Origin of the sequence: Anaeromyxobacter sp. SG64 (genome assembly GCF_022690745.1) — a bacterium.
GTDB classification, from domain to species: Bacteria; Myxococcota; Myxococcia; order Myxococcales; family Anaeromyxobacteraceae; genus Anaeromyxobacter; species Anaeromyxobacter soli.
Window position 1 is genome coordinate 68,899 of record NZ_JALCZB010000019.1, and the last position, 7,397, is coordinate 76,295.

7 protein-coding genes are annotated in these 7,397 nt (G+C 74.7%); 5 read left to right on the plus strand and 2 right to left on the minus strand.

All coding sequences use genetic code 11. The features are described from left to right. Positions 1 to 85: 85 nt before the first annotated feature. Positions 86 to 502, minus strand: a complete 417-nt coding sequence (locus MNZ29_RS08415) for an energy transducer TonB (protein WP_242354863.1) — start codon at positions 500 to 502, stop codon at positions 86 to 88. Between the two features lie 168 nt (positions 503 to 670). Beyond that, positions 671 to 1,693: a tRNA epoxyqueuosine(34) reductase QueG gene (gene queG, locus MNZ29_RS08420; RefSeq protein WP_242354865.1), complete on the minus strand. Its 1,023-nt coding sequence runs from the start codon at positions 1,691 to 1,693 to the stop codon at positions 671 to 673. A gap of 127 nt (positions 1,694 to 1,820) precedes the next feature. Here queG and MNZ29_RS08425 point away from each other — a divergent pair, with 127 nt between their 5' ends. The 5 genes from MNZ29_RS08425 (at position 1,821) to MNZ29_RS08445 (ending at position 7,242) form a co-directional block, all read left to right on the plus strand. Beyond that, positions 1,821 to 3,578 carry a PQQ-dependent sugar dehydrogenase gene (locus MNZ29_RS08425; protein WP_242354867.1) on the plus strand — a complete coding sequence of 586 codons (1,758 nt, stop codon included), beginning with the start codon at positions 1,821 to 1,823 and terminating at the stop codon, positions 3,576 to 3,578. Between the two features lie 73 nt (positions 3,579 to 3,651). Next, a complete protein-coding gene (locus MNZ29_RS08430; RefSeq protein WP_242354869.1) occupies positions 3,652 to 4,500 on the plus strand; it encodes a site-specific DNA-methyltransferase in 849 nt (282 codons plus the stop codon). Between the two features lie 63 nt (positions 4,501 to 4,563). Then, a complete protein-coding gene (locus tag MNZ29_RS08435; RefSeq protein ID WP_242354871.1) occupies positions 4,564 to 5,406 on the plus strand; it encodes a CDP-alcohol phosphatidyltransferase family protein in 843 nt (280 codons plus the stop codon). A 181-nt stretch (positions 5,407 to 5,587) separates the two neighbouring features. Further along, the gene (locus MNZ29_RS08440; protein WP_242354873.1) at positions 5,588 to 6,700 is read left to right on the plus strand and encodes a CarD family transcriptional regulator; all 1,113 of its coding nucleotides are present in this window, start codon (positions 5,588 to 5,590) and stop codon (positions 6,698 to 6,700) included. Continuing rightward, the gene (locus MNZ29_RS08445; RefSeq protein WP_242354874.1) at positions 6,697 to 7,242 is read left to right on the plus strand and encodes a hypothetical protein; all 546 of its coding nucleotides are present in this window, start codon (positions 6,697 to 6,699) and stop codon (positions 7,240 to 7,242) included. The genes MNZ29_RS08440 and MNZ29_RS08445 overlap by 4 nt, the downstream gene beginning before the upstream one ends. Positions 7,243 to 7,397: the final 155 nt, after the last annotated feature.

The window sequence follows — 7,397 nt, forward strand, 5'->3', positions numbered from 1 at the left end:
CTCAAGGCCGAGTCCCGTCGCGCCCGCGGAGCGCCCTTCGCGAAGCCGGGCCCCGCAACGCTCCCCGGGCGGGCGGACGCGGCGCTCAGCGCGAGGCGAGGGCCACCGGCGTGAAGGCCCCGACGCTCGCGACCAGCGGCCCGCCCTGCGGGCTCTCGAAGCGGATCGGCACGCTCACGCGGCGCGTGACCGGGACGCCGGCGAGGTCCGTCGCCGGGGTCCAGGTGCAGCGCGAGAGCGCCCCGCGGAACTGCGTGTCGAGCGCCTCGCGCCCGGCGCGCGCGTCCGACGTGACGCCCTCGATCTTCCCATCGTGCGTCACGGTGAAGTCGAGCGTGGTCTGGTCCGGCAGGAAGGCCACGAGCTCCCTCGGGATGCGCACCTCGTCGGCGAGACAGCCCGGGCGCTGCTCCACGGGGCGAGACAGCGAGATCTGCGGCGCCGCGGCGGCCACTCCCGAGTACAGCAACGCCGCGAGCGCGAGCTTCGGTGAGAGCGTCATGTTCCTTCCCTCCTGCCAGTATCCGACGCTCGGCCGCGCACCATGTGACACGGCGACTCGGGTTCCCTCGGGGCGGTGCCGCGCGTCGGCTCGCCCGCGCACGGTCAGGAGGACACGCGCGAGCACATCGGAGGCTCGACCATCCGGCCGCCGCGGGCCGCACGCCGCTCACCCGCCGAGCGCCTCGAGCGCCCAGCGCGCCGCCGCGCGGACGCCCTCGTGCGGGCTCGAGAGCCACGCCCGGACGGCCCCGAGGCGGCGCGGATCGCCCTCACGCCCGGCGGCGAGGAGCGCGTTCCGCACGAGGCCGTCGTGGCGGGCGCGCGCGAGGGAGGTGCCGTAGAAGCGGCGACGGTACTCCTCCTCGGTGAGCGCGAGGAGGTCGTCGATCGCGAGCGCGGCCTGCTCCGGCCGCGGCGCGAGGTCCGGGTCCACCGCCGGCTGCGCGTGGCGGTTCCACGGGCACACCGTCTGGCACGCGTCGCAGCCGAACACCCGGCGCCCGAACCGCCCGGCCAGCGCGTCGGGGATCGCGCCGCGGCGCTCGATGGTCCAGAACGAGATGCAGCGGCGCGCGTCCACGAGGCCGGGCTGCGGGATCGCCTCCGTGGGGCAGGCCGGGAGGCACGCCTCGCAGGTGCCGCAGCGCTCCGGGTGCGGCGGGTCGGGCACGAGCTCACGATCGAGGATCACCGTGGCGAGCAGCACCCAGCTCCCGTGCCGCTCGGTGATGAGGCAGCCGTTCTTGCCGACCCAGCCGATCCCGGCCCGCTCCGCCCAGGCCTTCTCCATCACGGGCGCGACGTCACTCGCCGCGAACGCGCGCACGTCGGGATCGGACGCGCGCAGCTCCGCGACGAGGTGCTTGAGCTTCTTCTTCATCACGGCGTGGTAGTCGCGGCCGCGCGCGTAGCGTGCCACCTCCCCCGCCCCCGGCGGCGGCTCGGCGCCTGCGCCGTCGTAGCCGAGCGCGAGCGCGACGACGCTCCGTGCGCCGGGCAGCAGGCGCGACGGGTCGAGCCGCTCCTCCCGCTGCGTCCCGAGCCACGCCATGTCGGCCTCGCCGCCCATGGCGAGCAGCCGGTCGAGCGGCCCCGGATCGAGCCGCTCCGCGCGCGCGATCCCGCAGGCGGCGAAGCCGCAGCGGCGGGCGGCGTCCTTCACCGCGGCTGCATCGAGGGGAGCGCTCACGCGGGTCCTTCTTAGCCCGTTCGCAGCGCGGATTCGACAGCCGCGCGGCCGCCTCCGCGATCGGCACCTCGACGGCGCGGCCCGCCCGAACCTGGCCGCCCCTGCTCCTCCCGTTAGTACGCTCGGCATGAGCTCCGTGCGCCCCGGCCACGCCGTCCCGCTCCTCGCCGTCCTCCTCGCCGTTCCGCTCGCGGCGCGCGGCGCGCGCCCGCCCGGAGATGCTGCGCGCGGGGCGACGCTCTTCCGGGAGCGCTGCGCGCTCTGCCACGGCGAGGACGGCGGGCGGGGACCCGACCTCGCCGGCGTCGTCGGCCGCCGCGCGGGCTCCGCGCCCGGGTTCGGGTTCTCGCACGGGCTGCGAGACGCAGGCGCGCGCGGGCTCACCTGGAGCGCGCGCACCCTGGACCGGTACCTCGCCGCGCCGGGAAAGCTCGTCGGCGGGACGACGATGTCGCTCGCGACGCCGGGCGCGCGCGACCGGCGCGACCTCGTGGCGTACCTCGCGACCCTCTCGGCTCGCCGCGAACGGGCCGCGCCCTCCGCGGGGTCCGCCTCGGGCGCGCCCGCGCCAGCGCCTCCGGACGCGGGCGCCGGTCGGACGCCGCAGGCGGCGCCGAGCGGCGACTGGCGCGGCGACGCGCCCGGCGTCCGCCATCGCCTCACGGCCGACCGCCTGCCGCGCCCGAACGCGACCCCGTCGGCGCGCCGGCCGCCCCGCGTCGTCGATCCGCCCCGGGACGCGCGCCTGCGGGTACCGTCCGGCTTCGCCGTGGAGCGGTTCGCGGAGGGGCTCGAGGGCCCGCGCCTCCTGCGCGTCGCGCCGAACGGCGACCTGTTCGTGGCGGAGACCGCCGCGGGCCGCGTGCGGGTCATACGCGCGGCGCAGGGCGCGGCGCGGCCGGAGCGCGTCGAGGTGTTCGCGTCGGATCTCGACGGTCCCTTCGGGATCGCCTTCCACCCTCCCGGCGCGGAGCCGCGCTGGGTGTACGTCGCGACCGAGAACGCGGTCGTGCGGTTCCCGTACCGGAGCGGCGACCTCACGGCGCGCGGCCGGCCGGAGACCATCGTGCCGCGCCTCGCGGACACGGCCGGTGGGCACACGACGCGGGACGTCGCGTTCTCGCCGGACGGGCGGCGCATGTTCGTGTCCGTGGGGTCGGCGTCGAACGTCGCGGACGACCTCCCGAGGAAGACGCAGGAGGCGCTCCGCGCGTGGGAGGCGGAGCACGGGCTCGGCGCCGCGTGGGGAGAGGAGACGTGGCGCGCCGACGTGCTCGCCTTCGACGCGGAAGGCCGGAACCGGCGGCCGTTCGCGACCGGGCTGCGCAACTGCGTCGGCCTCGCCGTCCACCCGCGCACCGGGGATCTCTGGTGCACGGTGAACGAGCGGGACGGCCTCGGCGACGACCTCGTCCCCGACTACGTGACGCGCGTCCGCGAGGGCGCCTTCTACGGCTGGCCCTGGCTGTACCTCGGCCAGAACGAGGACCCGCGCCACCGCGGCGCGCGCCCCGACCTGGCGGGCAAGGCGACGGTGCCCGACGTCCTGCTCCAGGCGCACTCCGCGGCGCTCGGGCTCGCGTTCTACGAGGCGCCGCAGGGCGCGGCGGCGCGCTTCCCGGACGCGTGGACGGGAGACGCCTTCGTCGCGCTCCACGGTTCGTGGAACCGCCGCGAGCGCACCGGCTACAAGGTCGTGCGGGTGCCGCTCCGGGACGGCGTGCCGGCCGGCGAGTACGAGGACTTCCTCACCGGCTTCGTCGTGGACGACGCGCGCGTGTGGGGCAGGCCCGTCGGCGTGGCGGTCGCGCGGGACGGCGCGCTCCTCGTCAGCGAGGACGGGAACGGGACCATCTGGCGGATCGTCCACGTCGGGGCGCGGTGAGGGCGCGCGCCGATCAACCCTGGGTGTGGCCGAAAACTGGCGATATCGATCGGCGGCCCTACGATTCGTGGATATGGCTCGACGGCTGGCGCTTCATGCGTGGGACGGTCTGCCGAACACGGCAGAGCAGGGGAAGGGGTGGGCGCTCGTGCAGGGGGACTGCATCGAGGCGCTCGAGGCGCTGCCGCCGCACTCGGTGGACGTCGTGTTCGCCGATCCGCCCTACATGCTCTCGAACGGCGGGACGACCTGCCAGAGCGGGCGGCGGACGAGCGTGAACAAGGGGGGCTGGGACGCCTCGCGCGGAATCGTCGAGGATCACGCCTTCCAGACGCGCTGGCTCACCGCCGTGCGCCGCGTCCTCAAGCCCAGCGGCACGCTGTGGGTCTCGGGCACGCAGCACGTGATCTTCTCGATCGGCTTCGCGATGCAGGAGATCGGCTACCACCTGCTCAACACCATCACCTGGTACAAGCCGAACGCCTCGCCGAACCTCGCCTGCCGCTTCTTCACCCACTCCACCGAGATCCTCCTCTGGGCGAGCCCGATGAAGACGCGCCCGCTCGGCCACCGCTTCAACTACAAGGCCATGAAGGCGGAGAACGGCGGCAAGCAGATGCGGGACCTCTGGCAGATGCCGCAGCCCGAGGGCGAGCAGGTCGTCTGGAGCGTCCCCACGCCGGGCCCGCGCGAGAAGGTGCACGGCCGCCACCCGACGCAGAAGCCGCTCACGCTCCTCGAGCGCGTGCTCGCCTCGAGCGCCGCGCCCGGCGATCTGGTCCTCGATCCGTTCTCGGGCTCGGGCACCACCGGCGTCGCCGCGGTCCAGGCGGGTTGCCGCTTTCTCGGCCTGGAGCGCGACCCGACCTACATCGACCTGGCGGCCCGGCGAATGCGCGCTGCCCAGCTCGACCCGGAATGAGGTAGACTGCGCGCCCCTCGCGGTCTGGACGCAGGTTTCCTTCCAGTGGATAAATTGTCGCCCGTGACGCCTTCCGCGGTAGAGGCCCTCGCTCCGCTCCTGGGGCTCGTCGCGTTCCTGTTCTCCACGCTCGTCTACTACTCGATCAAGGCGGCGATCTTCGGGCGCAAGCGCGAGGCCTACATCGAGAACCGCGAGCGGACGATCCTCGCGAAGCTCTTCCAGGAGTGGTGGATCTGGCTCTGGACGCCGATCGAGCGGTTCTGCCTGCGGCTGCGGATCTCCCCCGACGCGATCACCACCGCGGCCACGCTCGTCGTGGCCGTCTCCGCGGTGCTCATCGCGTTCGGCCACTTCTCCCTGGGCGGCTGGGTCTTCCTCTTCGGCTCGAGCTTCGACTTCATCGACGGGCGCGTCGCGCGGGCGACCGGCCGGGTGAGCCGGGCCGGCGCGTTCCTCGACTCCACGCTCGATCGGGTCGGAGAGCTGTTCTTCTTCGGGGGCCTCGCGGTCGCCTACCGGGACTCCTGGGTGCTCTTCGCCGCGCTGCTCGCCGCGGGCGCCTCGACCGTCGTCTCGTACGCGCGGGCGCGCGGCGAGGCGGTGAACGCCGGCGACATGGTCAAGGTGGGCGGGATGCAGCGGCCGGAGCGGATCGTGCTCACCGGCATTCCGTGCGCGCTCACGCCGATCTTCGACCTCTCCTTCGGCGCCGGCGCCGGCCGGACGGTCGTCTCGCTGGCCCTCGCGGTGCTCGCGGTGCTCACGACGCTCACCGCCATCCGCCGGACGTGGTCCATCTACCACGCGCTGCGCGTGCAGGACCCCACTCCCGCGAAGCCGCCCTTCCGGCTGGCCGACGTGTTCGGCCTCGAGAGCGCTCGGCGCAAGAAGGCTGCGCGGTAGACCCCCCGCCTCGCTGACGGCCGTCGCCGCGCGGCGTCGTTAAGATCGGACTGCACGAGTCGGCGCCGCCCGCAGGCGCGCCGCTCGCACGTTCGATGCGCCCGACCTCGGATTCCACACCCTTGGATGCCCGCTGCGCGGCGATTGCCGCTCCCCGGGTCGCATGGTAGGAGGGGAAGCCGTGAGAGGCCCGCCCCCCCGCCACCCCGACGAGCAGCGCGAGCAGCTCCCCGCCGTGGAGGGCGTGATCGCCGACGCCGCCGAGCTCCAGCCCGGCAACCGCGTGGTCTACCCGAACCAGGGGGTCTGCGAGGTCGTGGGCGTCGAGGAGAAGGACATCGCCGGGCAGAAGCTGCAGCTCGTGCGGATGCGGCGCGAGGAGGACGGCGCCGCGGTTCTCGTCCCGAAGAACAAGGTCCCGTCCATCGGGCTTCGCCGCGTCGCCACGGGCGAGCAGATCGAGGGCGTCTTCCACTTCCTGGCCGCGCAGTTCGAGGACCCCGAGCTCGACTGGAAGGTCCGCCATCGAGACAACGCGGACCGGCTCATCGCCGGCGGCGTGCTCGGCGTGGCCGAGGTCGTGAAGGGGCTCCACTCGCTCTCGCGCATCCGCCCCCTGCCCGCCAAGGAGCGCGAGCAGTACGACAACGCGCGCCACCTGCTCGTGCACGAGGTCGCCGTCTCGCTCGGCGTCCCGCCCGCGCTCGCGGAGGACTACATCGACTACGCCCTCATGCCGCCGGCGGGGGTGAAGTTCGACCTGAAGCCGCCGCCCACGCCGGTCCTGCTGCCGTCGCGCCCGAAGCGCCGCCGCCCCGCGGCGACCGAGGAGGAAGGCATCGAGGATCTCGGGCTCGGCGATCTCGGGCTCGGGGACCTCGATCTCGGCGAGGCGCTCGCCGCCGTCCCGGAGGGCGAGGCCGCCGAGGGCGAAGGCGCCGAAGGCGCCGAGGGCGCGGAGGGCGAAGCCGAGGGCGAGGCGCCCGCGGAGGGCGCCGCTGAAGGGGCCGAGGCAACGCCGGAGGCCGAGGAGACCGAGGAGGAGCCCGCGCCGAGGAAGGCGCGCAAGGCGGCGGCGCCCAAGGTGCCCGCGCCGAAGTCCGAGAAGCGCGAGGCGAAGCACGCCGCCGCGAAGGAGCCGCGCCGGAAGGCGGAGAAGCCGGCCAAGGCCGAGAAGCCCTCGAAGAAGCCCGCCGCCCGGAAGGCCGCCGCGCCGGCGAAGAAGGCGGAGAAGCCGGCGGCGAAGAAGACGGCCCCGAAGCCCGCGGCGAAGCGCGGAGGGAAGAAGAAGTGATCCGCGTCGTCACGCTCGAGAAGATCGACCCCGCCGACATGGCGTTCCTCACGGCCACGCTCTACCGGGCCTTCGGCCTCGGCACCGAGCACGCCGGGGATCGCCCCGTGCCGCGCGACGCCGAGACGGACGACGGCCGGCTCGACGCCGTGAAGTTCCTGCAGGACGTGGCGCCGGTCAGGACCTTCGCGGACGACAAGGTGCTGTACATCACCGGCGCCCCGCTCGCGCTCCCGCCCGGCCCGCTCGGCGAGCCCCCGTGCTGGGGGTTCTCCCAGTACGGCGGTGAGCGCGCGGTGATCACCACCTCCAAGCTGCCCGAGCGCGGCGTCACCGAGGCGTCCATCGAGACGTGGCGCCGTCGGCTCGCCCGCGAGGCCATCCACGCCATCGGGCACCTCTGGGACCTGCACCACTGCTACGACGCGAAGTGCGCGATGCACCCGTCGTGGTCGCCCGCGCTGCCGGCGAACCCCGAGATGGATCTCGACACGTTCTGCCGCGAGAAGAGCGAGCGCCGCATCCGCCTCGCGAAGACGTAGCCCAGCACCAGCGTGACCCCGGACCCGAACACGCCGGGCAACGGCGGCGCCGGCCTCGCGCGCCGCCTCGCGCGCGCCGGCGTGCAGAGCGGCGCGCGGAGCCTCGCCGCGCTCTCCGCACGGCTCCGCGCCTTCGGCGCCCGCGCCTGGGCGCG